Here is a 25,645-nt window from a genome sequence, read left to right on the forward strand (position 1 = left end):
CATTTTCACATATTCTTATCGTTTGATGTTATAGAACACATCGCTACCACGGTATTGAGCCGTTTCTGCCAACATATCTTCAATACGAAGTAATTGGTTGTATTTCGCTACGCGTTCGGAACGAGCTGGAGCACCAGTTTTGATTTGTCCAGTGTTTACTGCTACAGCGATATCAGCAATTGTGGAATCTTCTGTTTCACCAGAACGGTGAGAAATTACAGCTGTATAGCCTGCACGTTTTGCCATTTCAATAGCATCAAATGTTTCTGTCAACGTACCGATTTGGTTCACTTTGATCAAGATTGCATTCGCTGTATCTTCTTTGATACCACGAGACAAGCGTTCTGTGTTCGTTACGAATAAATCGTCACCTACTAATTGAACAGTTTTGCCAAGGCGCTCCGTCAATAGTTTCCAGCCTTCCCAATCTTCTTCTGCCAAGCCATCTTCGATGGAGTAAATTGGATATTTTTCACAAAGTTCTGCATAGTATTCTACCATCTCAGCAGCTGTTTTTACTTTGCCTTCACCAGCTAAGTGATACTTGCCATCTTTGTAGAACTCAGAAGATGCTGCATCAATAGCAAATACAATATCTTTACCCACTACAAGACCTGCTTTTTCGATAGCTTCTGTAATCACTTGTAATGCTTCTTCATTGGAACCTAAGTTCGGAGCAAAGCCCCCTTCATCACCTACACCTGTGGCCAAGCCTTTTGCTTTCAATACACCTTTCAATGTATGGTATACTTCTGCACAATAACGCAATGCTTCCATAAAGCTAGATGCACCAATTGGCATAATCATGAACTCTTGGATATCCACGTTATTATCTGCATGAGCCCCACCATTTAAAATATTCATCATTGGTACTGGCAATTCTTTTGCATTCGTGCCACCAAGGTATTGGAACAATGGTAAATCATAAGATTCAGCCGCTGCACGAGCTACTGCCATGGATACACCTAAGATCGCATTAGCACCTAATTTTGCTTTGTTAGGAGTGCCATCTAACTCAATCATCACCCCATCAATAGCCACTTGCTCAGATGCATCAAACCCTAAAATAGCAGGTCCAATGATGTCATTTACGTTTGCTACCGCTTGTAATACACCTTTGCCTAAGTAACGAGAAGACTCGCTATCGCGCAATTCCACCGCTTCAAATTGACCAGTAGACGCTCCAGATGGAACCGCTGCACGACCAATCGTACCATCTTCTAAATATACTTCTACTTCTACTGTTGGATTGCCACGGGAATCCATAATCTCTCTTGCGTATACATCAGTAATTACTGCCATTGTTACTTCTCCTTATTGTACTAACAAACTTTCACCACTCATAGCTTCAGGCTGCTCAATACCGCCTAAAGCCAGCATAGTTGGTGCTAAATCACATAGCCGACCTGGTCGCAAGGTGACACCCTCTGGGGCTCCCACTAAAATGAGTGGTACCGGATTCGTCGTATGCGCCGTGTGCGGAATTTCTGTGGTATGGTCCACCATGACCTCAGAATTTCCATGGTCCGCTGTAATTAATAACTGACCATTCCTATCTTGAATGGCTTTCACAATCTCTGAAAGTCCCACATCCACAGCTAAAATCGCTCGTTTTGCTGCTTCAAAATCACCCGTATGGCCTACCATATCTGGGTTTGCATAATTCAAGATAATCATATCATACTCGCCACTGCGAATGGCGGATACAACCTTTTCTGTTACCTCTGGAGCACTCATCTCTGGTTGCAAATCATAGGTAGCCACCTTCGGAGAAGGCACTAAAATTCTATCTTCCCCAGGGAATACATCTTCCTTACCACCATTGAAGAAATACGTCACATGAGCATATTTCTCTGTTTCTGCAATGCGCAGTTGACGATAACCACCCTTAGCTAGCACTTCTCCTAGGGTATCTGTTAGCAGTTCTTTATCATACACCACAGGCACTGGTAAGTCTGCTTCGTACCGAGTCATACTCGCCACATAGGAACCTTGCAATACATGTTTTCGTTCAAATCCAGTAAAATCCGGATCTACCACAGCACGCACTAATTGACGAGCCCGATCAGGACGGAAGTTAAAGAACAAAATCGCATCTCCATCCTGCATACCTGTATACCCTTCCACTACCGATGGAATGACAAATTCATCTGTTGTTTCATCAGCATAACTGTGTTCTACCGCTTCATGAGCACAACCTACTTCTGTACCACTACCACATACCATGGCATTGTACGCCAATTGTACCCGTTCCCATCGTTGATCACGGTCCATACCATAATAGCGACCGCCTACCGTCCCAATCGATCCTAAGCCCAATTCTTTGCAATAGTGAGCAATATCATCAATATAGGCCAACGCACTTTGTGGTGGTACATCACGACCATCTAAGAAGGCGTGGATATAGACTTTTCCTACACCAGCCTCTTTAGCGCCACGAAGTAATGCCTTCAAGTGATCAATATGCGAGTGGACACCGCCATCCGATAACAAACCTACTAGATGCAAGGCTTGTTTAGCCCCCTCTTCATAGGCTTTCACCAAGGTATGACGAGTAAATAAGGTTCCTTCCTCTGCCTCTTTCGTGATGCGCGTCAATTCTTGGTACACAATACGTCCGGCACCAATATTCAAATGCCCCACTTCAGAGTTTCCCATCTGTCCATCTGGCAAGCCTACGGCCATACCAGATGCATCCAATAGAGTGTGAGGGCACTTATCCCATAATTCTAAAAATGTTCGGGGGTTCGCTTGTACCACCGCATTGGTTGGGTCTTGACCATCCCCAATACCGAATCCATCAAGGATTGTTAGCATCACTGGTCCTTTTAATTTTGCCATACGCTACCTCAAACCTATGTTAACAGGCATTAATAATTCCCGTAAAAGTCTCTGCTTCCAAGGAAGCACCACCCACCAAAGCACCATCCACGTGGGCTTGGGCTAAAATATCTTTCGCATTCTCCGGTTTTACACTGCCACCGTATAGAATGCGTACTTGTTCTGCAATGTCCGGCGTATACATAGCGGCGATTTTCTCACGAATGCTTTGGCATACTTCCCCAGCTTGTTCCGCTGTGGCTGTACGACCTGTGCCAATGGCCCAAATCGGTTCGTAAGCAATCACCACTTCTGTCATTTCTTCTGCAGGCACTCCATGCAATCCCATTTCTAATTGGGAATGAATGAATGCCACCGTTTCCCCACTTTCACGTTGATTTAAACTTTCACCTACGCACAGGATAGGGCTCATGCCATGTTGTAAAACAATGCGCACACGCTTATTCACACAACGATCTGCTTCTTTAAAAATAGAACGTCGTTCAGAGTGACCCACAATTACGTAGGACACACCTAAGTCCGTCAACATCGAAGGAGATACTTCCCCTGTATAGGCACCAGATTCTTCGTGGAACACGTTTTGTGCCCCTACACGAACCTTGGTGTCTTCCGCTAAATCAGCTACAGTGCTAATGGCTGTAAACGGAGGGCATACTACCACTTCACAACTAGCATCTGCCACTAATGTTTTCAATTGTTCTACGAATACAGTGGCTTCTGTATTCGTCATATGCATTTTCCAGTTCCCTGCAATGATCGGTTGTCGCATGATAACCTCCTATGCCTCTTGTAAGGCTGCAATACCTGGTAATACTTTGCCTTCTAAGTACTCTAAGGAGGCGCCGCCACCAGTGGAAATATGAGAAATTTTGTGACTTAATCCACTTTTTTCAATAGCCGCTACAGAATCGCCGCCGCCTACAATTGTAGTTGCATTCGCCTCTGCCACCGCTTTCGCTACCGCATTGGTACCACCTGCGAATACTTCCATTTCAAATACGCCCATAGGACCATTCCAAACGATCATTTTCATCGGTGCTAAAGCCTCTGCGAATAGCTCACGGCTCTTCGGACCAATGTCTAAGGCCATCCAACCCTCTTCAATAGCCGTTGCATCTACCACCTTGTGATTAGCAGTTTCACTGAAAGCATCGGCTACAACGAAGTCTACTGGCAATAATAGGTTAGTGTTAGTTTCTTTTGCACGAGCAATTAATTCACGAGCTAGTTCAAATTTGTCAGCTTCCACTAAGGAAGTACCCACATTATGACCTTGAGCCGCTACGAAAGTATTTGCCATACCACCGCCGATGATCAATACTTCTACTTTTGGTAATAAGTTAGAAATGACTTCAATTTTGTCGCTTACTTTGGCGCCACCGATGATAGCTGCAAATGGGTGTTCAGGATGCTCTACAGCACCTCCCACATAGCGAATTTCCTTTTCTAACAAGAAACCAGCTCCCATTGGTAAGTATTTCGTAATTCCTTCCACAGAGGCATGGGCACGATGAGATACGCCGAAGGCATCATTCACGCCCACTTCTGCTAAATCCGCTAAGGCTTTGGCAAAGGTAGGATCATTTTTTTCTTCTTCTTTATAGAAACGAAGATTTTCTAATACCACCACATCACCGGACTTCATTTCACTTACAGCTTGTGCAGGGATGTCACCAATGCAATCTTCTACAAAACGAACTGGTTGTTCTAATAATTCACTCAATCGTTTGGCACAAGGAGCTAAGGTAAACTCTGGTTTACGCTCTCCTTTAGGACGACCTAAATGAGAGGCAATCACTACCTTCGCACCTTGGTCAATCAAATGACGCAATGTAGGTAATGTGGCACGAATACGAGTGTCATCAGTGATAACACCGTCTTTCAAAGGTACATTAAAATCAACTCGTACAAATACAGTTTTATTTGCTACATTCATATTTGCTAGTGAAAGTTTCATACTGTCTCCTATGTATATACAATAAACATGCCAAAAAGGGACTACCCTCGTAGTCCCCGGCAGATTATAAGCCTCGTTTGCTCATGTACACAGCTAGGTCAACAATACGAGAGGAATAGCCCCACTCATTGTCATACCAAGCTACTACTTTTGCCATATTGCCTTCCATCACCATTGTCAAGTCTGCATCTACGATAGAACTACGAGCATCACCATTGAAGTCTTTGGATACTAGTGGCAAATCAGATACGCCAAGAATACCTTTTAACTCACCTTCAGCTGCTTTGCGGAATGCCGCATTGATGCTTTCTTTAGTTGCTTCTTTTTCAAGTTCTACTACTAAGTCTGTTACAGACACATTTGGAGTAGGTACACGAAGAGCAAAGCCATTTAATTTACCTTTTAATTCAGGTAATACTAATGCCACTGCTTTTGCTGCACCTGTTGTAGTAGGAATAATGGACATCGCTGCTGCACGAGCACGACGTAAGTCTTTGTGTGGTGCATCCAATACACGTTGGTCATTTGTGTAAGAGTGCACTGTTGTCATCATACCACGTTTGATACCAAATTCTTGATGCAATACTTTTGCAAATGGAGCTAAACAGTTTGTAGTACAACTTGCATTAGATACTACATGATGTGTAGCTGGATCATATTCACTTTCATTGACACCCATTACGATGGTTTTATCTTCATCTTTACCTGGTGCGGAAATGATTACTTTTTTAACAGTGCCCCCTAAATGAGCTGCTGCCTTTTCACGAGAACGGAACACTCCCGTACATTCGATAACCACTTCTACCCCTTCGGAGGACCAGTCTAATTTTGCTGGATCACGGTCACAGAATACACGTGTTTTTTTGCCGTCTACTACTAAATATTCGCCTTCTACAGACACGTCACAGCTTAAGTTGCCATGAATTGAGTCATGTTTAAACAGTAAAGCGGAACCTTCAATATCACCAGTATCATTAATGGCTACTACTTCCACATCTGGGTTGTTAAGAGCCGCGCGCATGACGCATTTACCAATACGACCAAAGCCATTAATACCAATCTTCACTGCCATAATCAATTCCTCCTAAAATTTCTTATACTACATAAGTTGTTATACCTCTATTTTACAAGACTATTGGGGTTGGTGCAAGTTTAAAAACAATTCATCTTTTCTTTATAGCCTGCTAAACATTGATTCTGCATAGAGCTTTATATCACTAGGGTTTATCATATTATATATTGATTTTATATGCTGAAAGTATTTACCTATATCTTCTTTATAGATAATTTCATCAGATTGCTCAAACATTTTACACCCGCTTCTTGCCGCTAACCAAGGTTCCTCTGAATGAGTAAATAATTCTAAAATCTTTCCACTATAGCAGCCAAAATACTTCACTACACTATCCAAAATAACAGTTTCAGAGACTAGAAGGTCTAAACTATCTCGTTCCTTATTACTTTTAATAGGATTAAATCTATAATCCTTATATCGATGATACACTTCCGGATATACGGGACCATGTACCCATGCCTGGCAATCTTCATTAAACAAAAATCTGTCATAAAATGCATAGTAAAACCCTTGCACATAATATAATAATTTTTGTAACGCTAACGGTGTAATATCTTCACATTTACTAAGAAGATATGCAATCACATGATTAATCTTTTTATCTTCATTTTCAACTTGCCCAATCAATTGTTGCACAGCAAGCTTGCTTTTTTGATAAGCTTTTACTGATGTTAGATTATTTTTATTTTTTTCTAATAATTCATAATAAACATGTGGATCTTCATATATTTCTTTTAATAAGTTAGAATACTGTTTAGTCGGAATATCTCCCTCATAATAGCGCGAAAAAGTCTGCTCTCCCCAATCCAATAACAATGAAAGCGGTCTTTTACCAATCGCGTATTTTTCACAAATCTCCCGAATATGTTCTAAGGAAATAATATCATTCTTCTTTCTATACTCATCATATAATGCTTTTAAATTAAAATCATGTACTTCACTTACATAGATTTCAGACTGACAATCAACGCAGTGTGCAACTTTCCCCATGTACTCATAAGTTTCGCCTTTAATTGTCCCAACCATTTGTGTTTCTTCTACTACATAATTAACATCATTTCTACATTCTTCACAAAACACTCTTTGGCTTTCCATAATCATATCCTCTTTTCTAGGTTATCTAAATGCATACTGTATAGGTTTATTTCTCTTATGAAAAGAAATCACCACCATTCGATTACCTTTAGATGTATTCATTATATTAGTTTTTATATAAATATCTACTTTAATTGCTACTCCATCAGCTTCAAATAGTTCTACCTGAGGGACAAATACATAGAGTGTTTCATCTTCATACCCTGCTTTTGTATTCTGTAATGTATGACAAAAATCATCTACTGTGAGATTATTTAAAATTGCTTCTATCTTTTCACTACGCATATTATATTCATTAATAAAGTCTATATTTTCTTGGCGATTTACATTTCTTGAAACGGAATACATTCCACATTCAACACATTCGTACACTAGTTTTAGCATATTAGCTATTTCTTCTCTACTATAACTTTGATTATAATGTAAATTCATCTATGCGCCTTTCTGTAAAATATATAATACAATATTTGTAAACAATCGTCAATATTAAATGTATCAATTAGTACGTTTTATTATATATTAATTATAAAAAAAATATGTTTGTGCATCAATAGTTAGAATGCCATGAAAATTATTAAAATAGGTTCTATACTAAATATTGGCACTATTCCTCTAATAGTAGCCATCAACATTTTTTACAATAGAATAGGCATAACTAAATGCTATCATACGAAATATATATGCACTGAAAAGATTGACCCGCTTCAAAAGCAAATGTATAATGAAAATACAAATTGGGCTATGAATCCCAAAACTAACTTTATATTATCCTTTTGGATAAAAAAGAAAAGGCGCTCCTGGTTGGAGCGCTTTTTCGCACCTATAATACGTCTTAACTAAAAGACAAAACCGAAGCAATGCAGTATATCGCCCAGTAATAACTTTACAGCTTATTGTACTGTATTTATTAAGTTATCATGAGTATTCTTTAAAGCTCTTACATAGTTTCTCTTTAGGTCCTCTTCTCATAATCCACTATTTGATTTTTGCAATCGGCAGGATGGATCCCACCTCCCAGCCAAGTTCCTGTTATTAACCATATTTCATAATAAAATAGCCATTCTATAGCCCACGGTACGATCGTATCGGATATATACATTGATGTTTTAAATTCATTTCCAAAGTACAAGCAAATTTCTACTCTATTCTCTTCACACTTGTATATATGAGGAATTTTACCATCTTTCACTTTCCATAAATCATCTTTTCTTATATATACTTGAGGACGGCAGTTTAATTTATATATTATAGTCATTTCATATTCTCTACTTAAACTTGTTGGTTTTACTTTGCAACACCACTCAAATGTTTTATGTGATTGAAATATAACTTCACCTGAATTCCAACACTTTACCAGTTTAAGTATTTGTTGCCCCACATTTAAGCTTTTAGATTGAAAAATATTGTTCACTCGTTACTCCTCTGCTCCAAAAAATGTGTGTGCCTTCACCTTAGTACTAGCTATAGTTGTAGTCCCAATACAAAGCCCCGTATTAGCGTTGACATGTAGCTTTCCATCTTGTCTAGCATTTCTATAACCTAATGCATATTTTTTTACTGCTCGGTTTACTAAAGATTCTCCTAGACTTTTACCCCATAATTCAGCAACCTCATCTAATCCTGCTTTAATATTTAAAAAATCAGATTTGGCATATTGAATCCAACTAAAAAACTGTGTTGCATGACTACTATTAGAATTCCACTTCTCTGCAAAATTTTCATTATATTCTACCGGATTTCTAATTATATATGTACCATCTATCCTCTCAATAAAGCTTTCCATATACATCAATATGTTTTTAAGTTCATCATAAAGTAATAAATTACCTTTATAGGCCTTAGCTGCTAACGTTGTAATAATAATAGAAATCGGTTTATGATCAGCCCCTTCAAAGATAATATCTCTATGTCGTTTTAATAATTTAACTATTTTTTGTAAATTTCCAATCTGATTATATATCGGGACTTTTTCAATCTCCGAACGGGCTTCAATAGAAAACATTTCTGATACCTGGCCCTTCAACATCTGTTGCAAAAACCATTTTCGATACTTTACAGGATTACTATATTTATTCAAATAAACTTTACCATCTTCTGTGTGAGTTATTCTAATATTACTATTTCTCGTATCACCTGGAACAGCTGGTAATATATCCATATGAAATTCATCATAGCTTAGGGTCCAACATCGCTTCCCCTCTTTTTGCAACATATGATTATAACGACCATTATTCTTAAGACTGTTCCCGATTAACTGTTTTATCTCCTTAGCCTCTAATCCACTTCCATCTTTAATTAAGCAAACCAAATCAATATCATATTCATCCTTATCTGAAATCGGTCTTATAATCGTTCCTAGTGCCATCGAGCCTTGTGGATATATGTATATATCTTTCTTCAAATCGTCAGTTAGCCAGTTGCCTACTGCAGTATACCCTGAAATAGCCTTATTTTGCATTGTTTCAGTTATTGATAATTCCTCAATAATGTTTTCTAATATCAAAGATAATTCATGGCCAGTCTCAATCATTACTTACCTCCTATTATAAGAGTCTCAAAAAATTTATCATTATATTCATATATTCTAATTTTAGGGTGACTTCCTTCCATATAACTTTTCCCAACTTCAAATGCTATAGATGTAGGAATCGCACAAAAAATATCCACAACATTAATCTCTGGATAATCTTTTTTTATCTGATCCAATACACTGATATATTTTTCCCTAAAGTTTGTTAGGTCTCTTTCAGACCTGATGATTTCAACATCTGGCTTCCTAACAGATATTTGATAAAAAACATCTTCATCTTCAGGTATTCTAGCAAGAGGTATATCTGCCGAAATAGAGAGAATTAATGCTACTTTTCTTACTTTATCTTGATTTTTGCAGTTTTTATTGACTATAAACTCTACCTCGGAAGAATCATCAATCCACTCCCAACTGTTTGTAGACCTTCTTTTTTGATATACATGTACTTGTATCTTATCACTAATAAGATAACCAAGTTTTATAATCATAGGTATAGGTGCCAACGGAAATACCGCCATATGCTCAACCTCATTATTATCTAATATAGGAAGGATCATCTTCGTATATTCATTTTCTATTTTTTTATTTGCTTCATCCCAAAAAAGCTTAGAATTATATTCTTGACTTAATTCAACGTCAATTGAAGGTCCATACTTTTCTTGAGGCTTAAATTTTTTAGCAACGATGCTATTTATTTCTTTTTGGTTAATTATTACTTGTTTTTTACCCTTTATTGGAGATTGAAACTTTACAACGATACATTTTGGATAACACATCAAATCACAGAGTCTATGAATCTCACGTTCATGTTTTATCTTCATTGCTCTTAATTTTTCAACTGTATAAATCTCAGGTTTATTATCAACTAACTTGTGATGGTCTCGGCATAATAAAAGTAGGTTTTCTATATCATCTGATACTTTATGTGATAGTTCAATGTCCCCCCTTGGTCCAGCTGAACTCGAAGCAATATTATGTGCAACCTCTGATAAATTTAATAGTTCACAAGTTAAGTTATCCTCAAACAAATACTTATTGCACCCTTCAAACTCACATCTTCCTGCAGTTACAGCACACAACATCATTTTTATTTTTTCAGTTGGCTTTTTCCCTCTATTTTCTCCCATATGTCACCTCTTGGAAATTAAAGATACTATATATAGAGTTTATTTAATAATGTTTTACCATATATTGTATTTTAAAATAAAGTCTGGAAAACAAAAACAGAGCGATTACTCGCTCTGTTACTACTATTATTTAGCACTAAAATATGAATCCCTATCTATGACCATATTTAATTAGTGTTTCTTTAATATCCCTAAACAAATCCATAGTCCTATATATATTAACTCATTCTGATTAAAATAATCTATAAATATTCTATATATACACCTTTTAACACTTCACTATAAGTCTAACTATTTATTTTACTAATCTTTTTTATACAACATCAACAATCGATTCAATTCCGTACCTATGGTCTTATAATCGAATGTATCTCTTGCATAGCTTATCGCTTTTTCTATTTCAGATTTTATAAGATGTTCATCATTCATATATTCTACCATTGCATTTGCAAAACCATTAGATGTATAGTCATCCACTACCTTACCAATAGTTTCATTATTTGTTGTATCTCTTACAAAAGAGCTATACCGGCTAATAATAGGTACACAACCAAAATACATACCTTCTAAAGTTGCAATACACGCCCCTTCTGTTCTACTAGGCATACAAATTATTTTTGATTGTTTTAATAGGTCAGCTAATTCATTTCTATCTGTTATATTTCCTAATTGAATTATATTAGATACAAGCCTTGGATTCTCTTCTAAAAATTTCGTGATATACTGTGAAAATTCCTTTGTTTGTGGTCCCACAAAGTAGAATTTCCATTGACTACGTATTTTATCAGGAATTTCTAATATACTATTCAAAAATAATTCAGTATTTTTCTCATAAATGCCAAGTCTACCAACAGTAATCACAATATTTTCTTTTTGATCTATATTTACTGTGGCATCATCGATCCCTAATGTAGATACACCGTTTGGTAAGTAATATAACCTATCTTTAAACATTGGGCTATTTTTTAAAGTATTATAATACTCTTTTGTTTCTACAGTAAAAAAATCAATATACCTACTTTTAAAAACCTCAAGACGACTGCGTAAATTCGAGAAGTTTCGCTTTGGAGAAAAGTGGGAAAATCCACCTTGTCCCATATCTAGCTTAGAATATACAGTGATATTAGGATTAATTTTCTTACAAAGTTTAGCTAATTTATATACAGTACTTCCATAATTAAAAAATATAATTACGTCATAATTTTTTATATGGTCTACTATATATTTTTTTATGTCTAATACCTGTTTCCTGAATTCTAAGCTTTCTGAAACTTTATTAACACACACAGATCTTAAAAATTGAGGATTCCACTCTGCTTCATACTCACTACTATTACATCCACAATAATTAGCTGTGTAATTAAAAGATTTATTCAATTCATACAATAACATCCCCGCATCTTTATAGGCAATGACCGAATCGTATGATGGACCTGATAATATTTCTAGTATTCTCATATTTTACTCTACTTTAAATAATACGCATCTACAAAAGCAACAGGATCTTCAAATAACTTGTAAGAGGAACGTATTTTTTCATCTTCCCATTCCCACCATTTCATGATAAGCAATTTTTGGATTATCTCTTCTGGGAAACGATATCTAATAATTTTATTAGCACCTACTACAATGGCATATGGTGGTACATCTTTTGTTATCACACTACCTGCACCAATAACAGCTCCATCACCAATTGTAAGGTTATTTAAAATTGTACACCGTGCACCAATCCAAACATCATTACCAATGACTGTACTTTTGTTAATAGGTAATTCATTCCGATATTCCAATTCTGACTGCCACGTAGTAACATAATCAGTTTTATGTCCATTCGGAACTACTAATTGGTCAATCGCAATAGAACAATATGCTCCAATAGACTTGATAATATCATCCCGTATATATTTATATCCCCAAGTGAATTTGCCAACAGGAATTCCTGAATATTTTTCTGTATAATATCTTCCCAAATTATCTTTAAATCCATATTTTTTTAATGATAATTTATAGACATATTCTGGGCAAATTCTGCTACCCTTGATTCTATAAACCATTTCTGCTAAATACGCATCCATTTTAGAAATATCATATTTCTCAATTAAATCATTATCCATCATTTTCTCCAATTATTAATCGATATTCTCCCAAAGGTTTTCCTTCATCATAGCATCTTTGAATTTCTGTGATAACTCTTTTTACAGAGATCTGCTTCATGCATATTGGATTCTCACACCAACCAGGTCCTTTAAACATATAATCACACGGTGAACAATCCATTTCAGCACATATACTAGCAAATATACGTTGTGGTCTACATCGCCAATCAGGCTCTGAGCCATATAGACCAATGACTGGAGTATTAACAGCATTTGCTACATGGATAGGAAAACTACATCCATTAACAACCATATCTGCTAATCGTATAACTTCTCCTGTTTCAAGGAGGTTTGTTCTTCCTCTTAAATCAAGAACATTATCAGGAAATTCTATATCATTATATTTTTTTGACGGAACGCCAATAATAACCACACTCTTTTCTATTTTTTCTAATTCTCTAAATAGTTCCAACCAGTGTTCAATAGGCCAATCTTTAGGATATCCACCTGTTTCTAAACTACAAACAATAAAATCTTTATAACGTCTATGTTGTAATAATTCAATTACATTCTTCTTCTCTAATTCACTTCCCTCTGGATAGAAAAGACTATCCCATTCTGGTATTTGTGTAATATCAATTTGTAGTATATCTTTTACAAAGTCCGCATACACTACTGGTTCATAGGCATAATTCATCCATGATTTAGCAGAAATAAGATCCGTTAAAAAAAACTTTCTTTTGTGAGGAAAACCAATTCTTTTCTTTACTCTCGCTAACCAATAAATTATAGAGATACGATACAACGTATCCATCAAATATACAATATCAGCTCTCCATATTTTTTTTATAATATTCCAAGAACTTTTATAGCTTTTATCGAATCCTAGATATTCGTCTACAAACGGACAGCCCTCCATTAGGGCTCTAGCATTTTCTTCCCCTACTACTATTAGTTTAGTTTCTGGCAAGAGCGTTTTTATTCCTCTCAATATAGGGGTAAGCATTACCATATCCCCTAAACCACCAAATCGACTCATTACAACCTTTTTGTACATATTATTACCTTAGCAATTCCTATTTTATATTAATGTTATTTAATAACCGTTCCCACTCATCCCATATTTTATCCGGTGCATACGCTTTCATACTTGTATTGGCATTTGCTCCATATTCTACACGTAATGCCTGATTCCCCATTAATTTCTTTAATCCTCTAGCTAACCCCTCAGCACTATCTTCACATAGTATTCCATTATAGCCATCAATGATTAATTCATTAACAGCACTACAAGATGCAAAGCCAACTGCTGGTAAGCCTTTACTCATAGCTTCCCCTAAGGATAATCCAAATCCTTCATATGCACTTGGAAAAGCAAAAATATCACAACTTGCTAATGCACCTTCTACGTCATTTGTAGTGCCTGCAAAACGAATTCGTTCTTGTAATCCATATGCAGCTATCATTAATTCCATTTGCTTAAAAAAGGGCTCGCCTTCTTTGGCTCCCCATAGAACTAACTCCCAATTCGGAAATTCATCTGCTAATTTACAAAATGCTTCTATTAACAAATGTGGTTGTTTATGATTTTTTGATAATCTCGCTAAAAAACCAATTCTATAAAATTCTTTTAGTCTAGTTAAATCTACTTGTTCCTTGTATTGTGGAATCGCATTACCAATTACAGTCACCTTAGCATTCGGTAAATGATATAACAGATGTTCCTTAAAGGATGGTAAAAGAACTTGATTCATTGCACACTTCTCTACAGCTGGTATTTCTGCTTTTGGATAAAAGTGAAAATAGTCTTCTGGATCACCATGACTCATTGTTACAACTGGTATGGAAGTCTCTAAATCCATAACCAACAGTTTTGTGGCTGCTGGTTGAAAGCTTACAATAACATCTGGTTGTGTCTTTTCCAATATACTTTGCAATGGTCTTAATAAATACGATTCAGCAAAATCATTATTAATAGTTCTCGCTTTTTGCTTATTAAACATACGATACCATTCACGTTTGAGACGTAATGTGAGCGGATAGGTCACCCTTTTTCCATCCATATTCCGTAAATCATATTGCAAGATATCTCCATTAAGCGGATAATAAAATTCTCCAGATTGTTCATCGCTGTATACTAATACAACCTCATGACCCCGTCGGTTCATTTCATTAGCAAACGCACAAGTTACCTTGGCTAATCCACCACTATCTGCAACCATTTTGGTAAAATTGGCTAACAAAATTTTCATATTACCGCCCTCTCAAAACCTCTCGAATTAGTGCTTCATGGCTATATGCCTCATTTGCCTGTTCTAATGCCACTTCTGTTTGTGCTTTTTTTGTACTTAATAAATCTACTAACTCTTGCATGGCATGAATAATATCTGATTCTTTTAATGATTGTATCACACAACCGATGGGAAACTGCGCTAGTACTTCAGGATTTAATTCTGGTGATACCAATACCGGTTTGCTATATCCAATTGCAGTAAATAGCATCGCTCCCCAATGGTATCTATATCGCTCTGCTGCATACGGCATTGCAATAGCATCCACAGATAGCAAACCCTCTTCCCAGTCTTTACCAATTAGATTTTCATGTCTAAATATAATATTAGTAATATGTTTATACTTTTCTATAAGCGAATTAAATAATGCTGTATCCTCAGGCTTTGCAGTTGCACCTTGTACTACTAATTCAACAGGTACTGAAAACTTTGCATGGATAAAAGCTTGTATAAATGGTTCTAGATTTTTTTCTTTACGGAATTGTCCAAAAAAACCAATACGTAGTGGTTCTTCTTTATCTTTTATAATATAACTTTCATTATATACTGGCTTAAACACAGGTGGAGCCACTAATTGAACATTGGTTAACCCGCTATTAGCAAAATCATTTCGCAATGTAATGACATGCAACTTAACATTCTTATACGCTTGTATTCGTTTAGCTTGTTTTTCAAACTTAGGCTGTTCCTTAGGATTAATCCCATGAAATATAATATGTACAGGAACTGGTGAATATTTTAATTTACTTCTTAACAAAGATTTAATATACCGATAGGTTGCTGTAGGAATAATTATGGCATCACAAGCTCCTTGTTTTGCTAATTCATAAGCACTATTAAACCAAGCTATACGTCGTTTCTCACGTTGTATGGATCGCCACAGTTTTTGATACCAAGTAGCTCCTGCATACGTCACAACTTCGCCACCTTGTAACTCATGAACAGGAACTCCATAATCAACTTTAAACGGAAATTTTTCCGGTACAAAAAACATAGGTTTATGTCCTTGCCGTTTCATTTCGTTCACAAGGATTCTATCAAATTCTACTTCATGACCAGCTGGCATGATAATACTTTCTAATATGGCAACTCGCATGAGAACTCCTTACCGTAACCTTATAATACTTTAATTACAACTTACCATTGGATTTATATAAATAATACAACTTCACATATTTTGTCATGGTGTAAAAGTAATGATTCACAGACAAGACCCATCCCATTTTCCCATCTAAAATACCACCTTGTAAAAGATACATTTTAATAAATGCCCAGAATGGCCGAAACACAATATCTTTCAAAAAGGAGACAGATTTATTAGCCTTTTTATATTTTTCTGCAGATAGCGTTGTATATTTGTTTAATTTATTAAAATATTGTTCCCAATTATCATAGGTATAATGGTACATAGGTGATTCTAAATCTTTTCTTTCATAAGGTGTAATAACAGCCTGATGCACATATCCTTCTACATATGTTCCAGCTTTAGGCATCAATCGGCACACATAATCTGGTCGTAATACTCCATGAGTAGCTACATTATGATGAAATTGATTATGACGTTCTATCCAGTACGCAAAATCTTCTCCTTGTATAGCCAATCGAATTTCTTTACATAATTCAGGGCTACATCGTTCATCTGCATCAATAAAAAATATCCAGTAGCTATTCGCCTGTTCTACAGCATATGTTTGTTGCGCTCCCCAATCACCATTCAGAGATCGATGTAAGACTTTAGCACCTAAAGACTCTGCAATGAATACTGTATTATCTTCACTCCCATCATCAATAACAATCACTTCATCAGCAAAGGGTTGACAACTTTCTATACAATCTTTAATGTTCTGTTCTTCATTTCTCGTTAAAATTAACACACTAACTGTATTCATAAACTTCCTCTTTATCTATCCACATATGACAAAGACTATCACCTTACGTGATAGTCTTTTATTCATTATTTATTGTATCAAGTTTACGCCTTGTATTCAACAACAGGTTATACATGATGTCGAACAATAGTGCCTGTTACTTCCATATAGGCTCGTTGTAAAGCAACTACTTCTTTTAAATTATAATCATATACTGGAGATCCATCTAGGGTCTCTACACGTTGATCTTTAAAAAAACCAATATGACTATTACTTAGACAATGATATGGAGTTACAATAAGCTCTTGTTGTTCAAACAATGATGGGAATAAGCTTATGTATTCATACTCTTTAGGTGCTATTAATTCCATAATAGTTGGCAGAATATTCATATGCGTTCCTATCCTTACACCATTTAATAAATCTTTGTTAAAATCCTTATGTGACATATAAAATGCTGTACTAATATCTTCTCGTAAGTTCTGTATCCTATTAGTATCCTGACATGGCATAGGTAGTCTTCTTGTATGGTCACCCGTTACAATAACTAAACTATCTTCATAGGTTTCTTGGATATAACGAATAAACTGACTTAAATAATAATCACAATATGCATAGGTACCAATATCCTCAGTATGCTTATGTAAATACTCTGGCAGCTCTTTTAACAACACTTCTTTTTCAAATCCATAATTTCCAATTGGAATCGTATATGGTCCGTGGTTAGATGTAGTATAGATATAATGGAATTCATAACTATCCATATTTTTTTCATCTAACTTTTGCTTTATTCCCTCTAAAAATAAATGGTCATACACACCCAACCAAGTATGGGGTGTATCATTAGATGTAATATCAAAACCAGAATATACATTATGAAACCCATTTCCTTTAGCAAATAGACCTAAGCTAGACCAAGATAAAGAGCCCCCATACCACAGCGAACATGTATACCCTAACTCTGAAATTTGTTTTCCCAATGATGTCGGTAGTTGGTGATTCCAAAAATACGCTTTTTCATTCAACTCTAAATTGACATCATAAATACCATTCAACATTGAGCTAATAGACGGCTGAGATATTAATCCACCCGCTAAAAAATTATCAATGCTAATTGTAGTACTTTGTTCGCGAATCAACCTGCCTGCATTAGCAATGGGTATATCTTTATATATATCATCAAATGCGAACTGACTATAGCTTTCTTCTACAATTAAAAATATCTTTTTAGGCTTTTTAATTCTTGGCCCTGTCGTTTTTTTTCGCATAGAGTTCCAGATTGTACCTACTAAATCCTGTTCAACATTAATCAAGGGCGTTAAAATTTGGATAGATTCCTCATCACTATGCGCTAGTATTTCTTGCGGTTTTGTTCGAATAGCTAATTCAAAAGCAATCAAATCATCGATACAAGCTTTAGCAAAAAACATATCTCGCTTGACTATTTCAGGCACTGTATCCCATTCAGGCTTATTACGATGCTTAAATGTGCCCCCATAACGGAACCAATAATATACAACTACTGTAGTTATAACAATTACAGTAGTATATGTATAATACATATACTTTGAATAAACGGTCGGTACAGCAATAGTTCCTAAACCTAATAGCCAACTAAGAAAGTAATATATCCCTACTGTATAGATTGGCAAGGACAGCAAAATCCACCATCCATAATTTTGGTTAAAGAAAATATCTAATAAATTTCTTTTATCTGCATTTCTTCCTAAGCGCAAATTTGAATTATATGTATCTTTATAATGATAATAAAAAATTAACTTTCCCAAAAAAGCTACATATACTACAAAGAAATATAAAGTTCCCAAAATCGCTCTAATAAAATCACTATGAACATGAATAGATTCAATCTCTATTGAAGGTAATGTTACTAGTAAAAATAAAAATAGTAATACATAGGCATTAAAGTCCATACCCCACCAAAATCCATAGTTAAAGCATGTATACCATTTTTGTTCTTGACCTTTATACGTTCGATTCGGTGCAAAATAGTAGATAAATAAAAATCTAAAAATAGCACATAGTATAGGACTTAACAGAAAAATTTTAATATCTTGTTGTAATCCTTGTAAAATTGAGAGTTCCATAATTCACCACAATATAACAATACAATTTATCAAATTATATAATATTCTTCCTATACCATTCCACAATCCCTGTTAAAGTATCCTCCATGGTATATTCCGGTCTCCACCCTAATCTCTGCACTTTACTACTATCAACAGCATAGCGTAAATCATGCCCTAAGCGATCATTCACATAAGTAATGAGTTCATAAGGCTTATCTAGTATACCTAGGATTTGTTTTACTAAATCGATGTTTGCAATTTCTTTGCCACCACCTATATTATATACTTCTCCTATTACGCCTGCTTGTAAAATGGTATCAATAGCCCTACAATGGTCCACAACATGAATCCAATCTCGTATATTCAATCCATCGCCATAAACTGGCAATGGTGCATCCTGCAAAGCGCGTTGTATCATAAGGGGAATTAATTTTTCCGGATATTGATGAGTTCCATAATTATTAGAACATCTAGAAATAGTAATGGGTAATCCATAGGTTTTATAATAGCTCAGCACCAACAAATCTGAGGATGCTTTCGAGGCTGCATAAGGGCTACTAGGTAGTAACGGGCTTTGTTCCGTAAATGCACTCCCTCCTTGCAAGGGTAATGTGCCATATACCTCATCAGTAGATACATGATGAAATCGTCCTATGCCATGTCGTAAACAGGCATCTAATAAAATTCCTGTTCCAATAACATTCGTCTCTAAGAATACTTGTGGGCTAGTAATACTTCGATCCACATGAGTTTCTGCTGCCAAATGTACTACCACATCTGGCTTATACGTAACAAACAGAGTATCTACGAAAGAAGCATCCCGAATGTTTCCTTCTATCATAGTCAACCTAGAATCTTCTAGTAATTCTTTTATATTGTTCTTATTTCCTGCATAGGTCAACGCATCTAAGCATATAAAGGAATCGTTTGCATAGATGTCCATCATGTATCGTAAGAAGTGGCTACCTATAAAGCCACAGCCACCTGTTACTAAAATATTCATATTCTCTATGCACTCCTATACAAAAAGAAACTACTCCACCGTATTCCCTCGAACAATCCGCCACACGCTAATGGTCCGCAATGCTTTAATATACTTCGCATACTCTTCTGGCATGGATGCCCCTTGTTCATGGATACCATTATTGTCAACATATAATCGATGGTTAAAGCCCATCTTAGGCGATGTAAACAAGCTCGGCATTAAACTCATATAGGTATCGCCCTTACGACCTACTAGCTCTGCTAAGGTAGGATTAATTTGTAAGGCACTACCAAAGCTACTTTCACTCAGCCAACTAGGGTTTACACCTTGTCCATAAACGATAAAAGGAATAGCCGAGAAAGTTGGAATATCCACTTGGGTAGCAAAACTAAAACGTTCAGAGTGATCCCCTGTAATCAAGGTTAACATCGTAGGATCTATCGCTTCTACCTCACGAATCATGTTACCCATTGTCATATCTGCATACCAGAAATGACCGATTTCATTCACTGTTTTATCATCCTTTTTAATAGAGTCATCGCCTTTGCCAATCACTTTGGACGCATCAAACCCAGCTTTTGCTAAATCTACCGAATACGGTGGATGATTCGAGGATGTCATAATAAAGTGGAATACTTTTTCACCTGGTTGTTCCCCTTTTACATAATTGGTAATCGCCTTAAACAAATCTCCATCAGGGGCTCCCCAAGCATTACCTCCTTCATAAGGGAAACTAGTCGCACCATGGAACTCGTCAAACCCTTGCGCTAGGGCAAATCGTTCCACATCTTGCCAAGTCCCAAATCCACCATACCAGAACACCGTTTTATATCCAAAATGCTTCATCATTTGTGCAATACCAGTACCATACTTCGATTTATAGGACTGCCCTTCATAGTTCGGATATAAACCAGCATCAGCTAAGCCTGTGACAAATCCATTAATAGCTGGCATAGTGCCCGTACCATGAGCTAGCATATATTTCGTGTGAATCGCTTTTGGCGAACTCTGAATTGCCTTGCCTTCTTGTACAATGTAAGTACCTAATTCTTCATAGTTTGGCAAGAACGGCCACAAACCATAGCTTTCACCTAACACAAAGATAACATTATGCGGCTGAATAGGTAATTTTTCTTCTGTAATGGTCCGTGTGAAAGCTTCATCAATGGTAGCAGCCTGTGGATTTCCTCCCACAGATTGGATCACATCTTTGAGCTCAGCCCCTGTGATGGTAATCTTCTTAGCTTGTTTAGACCGTTCATAAATGGTAGACACTCGTTTCAAGGCTTGTCCATCATCTAAAATCGCTTCATTTAATAGATTAGACTTCGTCCGTGCTGCATTTTCCCAATGGATGGAACCATTATAGGTAAAAGCTCCGCCAAAACGTAATCCAATACCCACTGCAACTACTAAGAAAATAGACCCTAATACTGTGGCAATTTGTTTAGCCTTACCACTTACTTGTATCTTCCATGTACGATTGGTATATACTTTCATAAAGACATAAACCATAACAGCACAGAAGACAATCGCTAAGGGTAAGCGCCAAAGCAATCCATATTCAGAAATCCCGGTTTGCAACGTAGCTCCAATATCGTCATGAGCTCCGTTAATAATCATAGCATTAAAGCTAGCATGGAAGATTGTAAAGTAAGGAATACGTAAGCAAAATAAAAATGTAAATATAGCAGTACTAATTCCATACATCCATCGACGTATTGCCCAAGGTGAATACCATTTACACCCTTCTCTACATAGAACACCGGGTAGCGTGGAAAATAAAAAACTGAGTAATACAATAGCACCTGCTGTTTTTAAACTAATACGAAACCCTAGCCATAGTGCCTCGAGAATATCCCCTAAACTAACCTCCCCTAATTGATCTTGAAAGAGTGCAATAAAGGCAATCCGAAACACCATAAATAGTGCGGAAAACCAAAGTAATCCTTTTACATCTAACTGTAGTCCATGTATCCAGTTAGTTAGCTTTGTATGTCCCATGAGTCTATTCCCCTTGTTATGAATTGTGTTGGCATCTATTTTTCAGATTACCGTCATCGTTCGTCATCATTATCTTTCATTATACTCCATATTCCTTTAACAATCAAAAAATCGCATACCATGACGTATCATGATATGCGATAGTTCATCTTATTTTATGCGGTTCTGAAAGTGCCGTGTTTCACAACTGGTTTACCTTCTGCTGTTTCACGTTGACGCAAAGTACGACGTTCTGCACTACGAATCACTTGGGATAAATGTTTCACAAATAATTCTTGAATGTATGGATTTTCTCCTAAACCTTCATTCCAAATGGAAACCCCATAGCCTTGTTGTCCTAACAAAGTAGCAATAGAATCAGATCGTTCACCTCCTAAGTAATCCATTAAGTGAGCGGAGCCAATCAATGCCAAAGGCACCACCAATACTTCCTGATGATCTAAACGTTCTAACAATGTCAGTGCTTGTTTAAAGTTAGGGAATCCATTGGCTGTGAATACCACTACATTTTGCCCTGCTCCATACAAACATTTCAATTGTAACGCACTATATTCCAATTGGTTTTGACCATTAGCCATGAGTAATACAGTTTTATTTAATGCACGAATGTTAATGTGCTTAATGATTGCTTCTATAGTATCGGAGTAATCATCTGCATAATTTTTCACCCCTAAAGAGTTCAACAATGGTTTGCCTACTGTAGCATGCAAGCCACGATCGTGAGCTTCTTTCATCACTTCTTTACGCATTTGTACATAACATTGATCCCATACTAATGCAAATGGCTGAACAAAAATCTCCGTTACCCCTGCAGTAGCCAAACTTTCAATGGCACCCGTTAAAGTAAATACGTTTGCTTCATATTTTTCATTCCATTTATCCACTAATGCATCCGATAAAAATACACGACGCACTTCTACACCTGGATACATTTCCTTAATCCGTCGTTCCATAGCTCCTACTGATGCTTCCACCGCATCTCCGTAGATAGATCCAAATGTTGCTAACACAATACCACGTTGATTCATATATGCCTCCATATTCATTCCTTGTTTGTTGGGTTACATAAACACACTTCTTAATACCTATCATACGTCACGTTTTCTATTATGTCAATGATAATTTTTCTCATTTATTAAAATTATTAGAAGATACTAAAAAAGGTCTAACAATAGATGTTGTTATCTATTATCAGACCTTAAATGATTAGCCTATGCTTATGGTTGTGAAATAATTCGCGGTGCTGCTACCTTGAATACATCACGCAATAACGGCAAGAACCGCCCTTCAATTAATGTTCGATTTCGTTCACTTTTTGTAATTAGCCATAATGCTGTCCCATTGTATTTAATAGAAATTAAACTATTAATATATTGATCAAAATCGGATTGTCCCATTTTCTCACGCAATTCTAACAATAAAGAATGTAAGGGCTCCCCTTGATACTCAGGGCGTTCCAATACTGGTGTAAATACTACTTCATACACAGAATCACTATATTGATTAGGACCAGCAGAACTTTGAAAATCCATGAATAACCTCCTATATACTATATGTACCAGTATATGTATTAAACTAATGATACATTATATAACTATACACTTATACAATATTTGTCCATTACTACTGTATGCAATTAGTATCTTTCTTCCGGTTGAAATCGTTTCATATAGGCATGCATGAGTCGTCTATCTAGTCCTTTGTATACACGAACTACACCACGACGTAAAAGTTTGTTATATAGAGCAGTTAAAATCCATACTAAAATGAAAGCCCCTAGTATGTCACCAGGGTAATGATTCCCTACAAACACCCGAGAGATTCCTACTAAAATAGAACCATAAACCATCCAGGTCCCCAAATTCCAACGATAATATAGGATACCGCAGGCAAGAGCCATAGTTCCTACTGCATGGTCACTTGGAAAAGATGCATCTGCTGCATGATTCACAATTAACACCACAGTATGGTCCACAAACGGACGATTTTCATAGAACATAGATCCTAAGATGAAACTACCAAGTAAGCAAATCAAAAAAAGCACACCAGTAGCAAAACTTTCACCACGTAGTTTAAAGTTTCGAGTACGGAAACCTTGCATATATAGCCCAGCTAATATAAAAATATAAATGTACGGTACAACTTTAGAAATGACTATCATTAGGGCATCTAATACAAAACTCTGGTTAGCCATATCATTGATAAGCGAAAACAACCAATAATTCATTATAACACCTTCCGTTTCCTAGAAATGAATATATTATGTCTTATTATATCATGTTCCTTCTAGATTGTAATGTGTTGATTATAAAGTAAAATGAAAGATAGAAACGTATATATAATATAAACAAAAAAGAACTCCCGAAGGAGTTCTTTTTATATGTGTAACTATCAAATTAGAATTTGTAGTTAAGTTCTGCACGGTAGTATTCAGGTAAGTTGTTGTCTTTTTTAGCTTGAGTTTTGCTATCGAATGTAGCGTAAGCAGAAAGACCAACGTTTTTAGCTACAGTGTAATCCACAGTTGCTAAGTAACCTTTATAGTCTTTATCTTTTGGTACATTCCAAGTGTTAGCCACTACTGGTGCTTCTTTTTTCAAATCAAAGTATTGAACTTTTGCACCCCAAGTACCAACTTTAGCCATATCAGCTTCGCCATAACCTACACCTGCTGTCCAAGCTTCGCCTGCTGCACCTGTAGTTTCTTGTTTAGCATACTCGCCACCAACCCAAACTTTGGAGCCTAATTTAGCATCAACAGATGCACCATATACACTATTTACACCTTTTTCATGAACATCAGCATAGAAACCTTTTACTGTTAATTTTTCAGTTGGCATAGTGTTTAATTGATATACTGTTACTTGAGCATTATCTTTACGTTCAAGACCTTCTGCTCTGCCACCTTGTAAGTAACCGTATGCAACAGAAGCATTCAATTTATCTTTACCAACTGTTGCCACTGCACCTTCAAATGCATCATCATATACAAGGCCATTACCAACCACCAAATCTTGACGACCAGCTGTTACTGTCGCATATTTACCAAAGTTGTGTTGTACATATACACGGTCAAGTTCAGCTTTAGGAGCGCCCTCTGCACCGAACTCTTTTTCAGCAGCCAAACGGACTACTGCTTTAGTGTTATCATTTACAGTTCCTTCGAATTGTACACGGCCACGATAGTCGAATTTAGAATCACGAGCATCGTTTTTGCCTTCATATTTTAAACGAGCATCACCAGTGAATTTGAAGCTGCCTACTTTATTCTCTAGTGTAGACACACGAACACCTAAGTTGTTCAACTCAGCGGAGAATTCGTTAGCCAAACGGTTGATGATAGCATTTTGTTCAGCATCAACACGATCTTGACGAACTAAAGCTTTAGCTACCATTTGAGCCATTTCATAACGAGTGATATTTTGTTGGCCTTTGAAAGTGCCATCTGGGTAACCGTTAACGATACCTTGGGAAGCCAATTGAGCTACTGCTTGGTATGCCCAATCTTGTGGAGTTACATCGGAGAATGGGTTTGCTGCGAATGCAGAAGTAACACCCAATACTGCTGTTGCAGCTAATACTGCTAATTGTTTTTTCATGATTTTTACCTCTCAATGAAAAATAAAATAATATAAATCGTCTCCTATAGCGAATTAGATTGGATCATATCATCCTATTACTTTTCAATG

General features: G+C 36.3%; 23 protein-coding genes. All 23 read right to left on the bottom strand.

What is annotated here, in order from left to right; all coding sequences use genetic code 11:
• Nucleotides 1-15 precede the first annotated feature (15 nt).
• Nucleotides 16-1,302: a phosphopyruvate hydratase gene (eno, locus tag EO114_RS02055; RefSeq protein ID WP_127061226.1), complete on the bottom strand. Its 1,287-nt coding sequence runs from the start codon at nucleotides 1,300-1,302 to the stop codon at nucleotides 16-18.
• A 12-nt stretch (nucleotides 1,303-1,314) separates the two neighbouring features.
• A complete protein-coding gene (gene gpmI, locus EO114_RS02060) occupies nucleotides 1,315-2,841 on the bottom strand; it encodes a 2,3-bisphosphoglycerate-independent phosphoglycerate mutase (RefSeq protein WP_127061229.1) in 1,527 nt (508 codons plus the stop codon).
• A gap of 19 nt (nucleotides 2,842-2,860) precedes the next feature.
• Nucleotides 2,861-3,613: a triose-phosphate isomerase gene (gene tpiA, locus EO114_RS02065; protein ID WP_231723409.1), complete on the bottom strand. Its 753-nt coding sequence runs from the start codon at nucleotides 3,611-3,613 to the stop codon at nucleotides 2,861-2,863.
• A 6-nt stretch (nucleotides 3,614-3,619) separates the two neighbouring features.
• Nucleotides 3,620-4,798: a phosphoglycerate kinase gene (gene pgk / locus EO114_RS02070; RefSeq protein ID WP_127061231.1), complete on the bottom strand. Its 1,179-nt coding sequence runs from the start codon at nucleotides 4,796-4,798 to the stop codon at nucleotides 3,620-3,622.
• A 64-nt stretch (nucleotides 4,799-4,862) separates the two neighbouring features.
• A complete protein-coding gene (gene gap / locus EO114_RS02075; RefSeq protein WP_062402066.1) occupies nucleotides 4,863-5,870 on the bottom strand; it encodes a type I glyceraldehyde-3-phosphate dehydrogenase in 1,008 nt (335 codons plus the stop codon).
• A 102-nt stretch (nucleotides 5,871-5,972) separates the two neighbouring features.
• The gene (locus EO114_RS02080; RefSeq protein ID WP_127061233.1) at nucleotides 5,973-6,968 is read right to left on the bottom strand and encodes a type II TA system antitoxin MqsA family protein; all 996 of its coding nucleotides are present in this window, start codon (nucleotides 6,966-6,968) and stop codon (nucleotides 5,973-5,975) included.
• A 21-nt stretch (nucleotides 6,969-6,989) separates the two neighbouring features.
• Nucleotides 6,990-7,400, bottom strand: coding sequence for a hypothetical protein (locus EO114_RS02085; RefSeq protein WP_127061235.1), 411 nt, complete (start codon nucleotides 7,398-7,400; stop codon nucleotides 6,990-6,992).
• Between the two features lie 520 nt (nucleotides 7,401-7,920).
• A complete protein-coding gene (locus EO114_RS02090; RefSeq protein ID WP_127061237.1) occupies nucleotides 7,921-8,379 on the bottom strand; it encodes a hypothetical protein in 459 nt (152 codons plus the stop codon).
• A 3-nt stretch (nucleotides 8,380-8,382) separates the two neighbouring features.
• The gene (locus EO114_RS02095; RefSeq protein ID WP_127061239.1) at nucleotides 8,383-9,498 is read right to left on the bottom strand and encodes a nucleotidyltransferase; all 1,116 of its coding nucleotides are present in this window, start codon (nucleotides 9,496-9,498) and stop codon (nucleotides 8,383-8,385) included.
• Nucleotides 9,498-10,625 carry an SAVED domain-containing protein gene (locus tag EO114_RS02100; protein WP_127061241.1) on the bottom strand — a complete coding sequence of 376 codons (1,128 nt, stop codon included), beginning with the start codon at nucleotides 10,623-10,625 and terminating at the stop codon, nucleotides 9,498-9,500. The genes EO114_RS02095 and EO114_RS02100 overlap by 1 nt, the downstream gene beginning before the upstream one ends.
• A gap of 303 nt (nucleotides 10,626-10,928) precedes the next feature.
• Nucleotides 10,929-12,083, bottom strand: coding sequence for a glycosyltransferase family 4 protein (locus tag EO114_RS02105; RefSeq protein WP_127061243.1), 1,155 nt, complete (start codon nucleotides 12,081-12,083; stop codon nucleotides 10,929-10,931).
• 8 nt (nucleotides 12,084-12,091) lie between these two features.
• Nucleotides 12,092-12,739, bottom strand: a complete 648-nt coding sequence (locus tag EO114_RS08020; RefSeq protein WP_127061269.1) for a CatB-related O-acetyltransferase — start codon at nucleotides 12,737-12,739, stop codon at nucleotides 12,092-12,094.
• Nucleotides 12,732-13,760 carry a glycosyltransferase family 9 protein gene (locus EO114_RS02115; RefSeq protein WP_164723741.1) on the bottom strand — a complete coding sequence of 343 codons (1,029 nt, stop codon included), beginning with the start codon at nucleotides 13,758-13,760 and terminating at the stop codon, nucleotides 12,732-12,734. Before EO114_RS02115 ends, EO114_RS08020 begins: the two co-directional genes overlap by 8 nt.
• Before the next feature lie 37 nt (nucleotides 13,761-13,797).
• Entirely contained in the window at nucleotides 13,798-14,973 is a 1,176-nt protein-coding gene (locus EO114_RS02120) for a glycosyltransferase (RefSeq protein WP_127061247.1), read from the bottom strand.
• A 1-nt stretch (nucleotide 14,974) separates the two neighbouring features.
• Nucleotides 14,975-16,108, bottom strand: coding sequence for a glycosyltransferase (locus EO114_RS02125; RefSeq protein ID WP_127061249.1), 1,134 nt, complete (start codon nucleotides 16,106-16,108; stop codon nucleotides 14,975-14,977).
• A 34-nt stretch (nucleotides 16,109-16,142) separates the two neighbouring features.
• Nucleotides 16,143-16,901: a glycosyltransferase family 2 protein gene (locus tag EO114_RS02130; protein ID WP_127061251.1), complete on the bottom strand. Its 759-nt coding sequence runs from the start codon at nucleotides 16,899-16,901 to the stop codon at nucleotides 16,143-16,145.
• Nucleotides 16,902-17,008: 107 nt separating this feature from the next.
• The gene (locus EO114_RS02135; protein WP_127061253.1) at nucleotides 17,009-18,985 is read right to left on the bottom strand and encodes an LTA synthase family protein; all 1,977 of its coding nucleotides are present in this window, start codon (nucleotides 18,983-18,985) and stop codon (nucleotides 17,009-17,011) included.
• Nucleotides 18,986-19,019: 34 nt separating this feature from the next.
• Nucleotides 19,020-19,970, bottom strand: a complete 951-nt coding sequence (gene rfbB / locus EO114_RS02140) for a dTDP-glucose 4,6-dehydratase (protein ID WP_127061255.1) — start codon at nucleotides 19,968-19,970, stop codon at nucleotides 19,020-19,022.
• 30 nt (nucleotides 19,971-20,000) lie between these two features.
• A complete protein-coding gene (locus EO114_RS02145) occupies nucleotides 20,001-21,956 on the bottom strand; it encodes an LTA synthase family protein (RefSeq protein WP_164723742.1) in 1,956 nt (651 codons plus the stop codon).
• 155 nt (nucleotides 21,957-22,111) lie between these two features.
• A complete protein-coding gene (locus EO114_RS02150; RefSeq protein ID WP_038144657.1) occupies nucleotides 22,112-22,984 on the bottom strand; it encodes a sirohydrochlorin cobaltochelatase in 873 nt (290 codons plus the stop codon).
• 189 nt (nucleotides 22,985-23,173) lie between these two features.
• Nucleotides 23,174-23,488, bottom strand: a complete 315-nt coding sequence (locus EO114_RS02155) for a hypothetical protein (protein WP_009353541.1) — start codon at nucleotides 23,486-23,488, stop codon at nucleotides 23,174-23,176.
• 104 nt (nucleotides 23,489-23,592) lie between these two features.
• Entirely contained in the window at nucleotides 23,593-24,183 is a 591-nt protein-coding gene (locus tag EO114_RS02160) for a phosphatase PAP2 family protein (protein ID WP_009353536.1), read from the bottom strand.
• A 169-nt stretch (nucleotides 24,184-24,352) separates the two neighbouring features.
• Nucleotides 24,353-25,555 (bottom strand): S-layer homology domain-containing protein, encoded by a 1,203-nt coding sequence (locus EO114_RS02165; protein WP_127061257.1) that lies wholly within the window; start codon nucleotides 25,553-25,555, stop codon nucleotides 24,353-24,355.
• Nucleotides 25,556-25,645 lie beyond the last annotated feature (90 nt).

It is taken from the genome of Veillonella sp. 3627 (assembly GCF_003992195.1).
Taxonomy (GTDB): domain Bacteria; phylum Bacillota; class Negativicutes; order Veillonellales; family Veillonellaceae; genus F0422.